General features: G+C 41.7%; 1 protein-coding gene. It reads right to left on the minus strand.

The genetic code is table 11. The annotated features are described in order from the left end of the window. Positions 1 to 701: DUF945 family protein (locus R8N47_RS25260; RefSeq protein WP_318186115.1), on the minus strand; the 701-nt coding region annotated here is incomplete at both ends.

The following is a 701-nucleotide window of genomic DNA, read 5'->3' on the forward strand; positions in this document are numbered from 1 at the left end:
CTTCTTGGATAAATGGATAGTGTTTAACAAGTTCATCTGAGAAGTAAGTACTCAATTCGCCGTTTGTTGCGGTCATCAACTTCATTGGGTCTTGCGTGATATGGTCTGTACCTTGAGGGACAGATAATTGCCACTCGTTGCGGAATTTACCTTCACCAAACGCCAAAGAAAGCTCATTAACTGAAAGCTTAAAGCCCTTACTAAATAGCGTGTCGATGTGAGGCATTAATTCGGACACCTGTTGTTCATCAAGTACTGGTGAGCTTTGATAGATCGACATAATTTGATCGAACGAATTACTATCGACATCTGCAATAGCAAAATTCAACTTAAAGTTATCAACATCAGTGCCATCCGTTAGGCGCATTTTTTGAGCATTAATGTTCAATTGGCTGTTTAGCTTCTCACCGGTTTCGTCATTCGACGTGTTGCCGCTGTAGCTCGCCTTTTCAATCAAAAATACCTGTTTAAGCGATGAATCAACCACATCTAACTTTTCTAGAGAAAAGGTTTGTTCACCAAGCCAATAACCTTTCGCTTGCTTACCCTTACCTTGTCCACTCAGATCATTCAGGTGTAACTCGTCACCATTTTCAAAATCGACTTGAACTGAAGGAATCGATACTTGGTACTTCAAATCACCAAGCACGGTAACATCGCCAGTCACTTGTGCAGGACTTGTCGAAACCGATACGCCTTGC

This window comes from Vibrio sp. 2132-1, assembly GCF_033344315.1.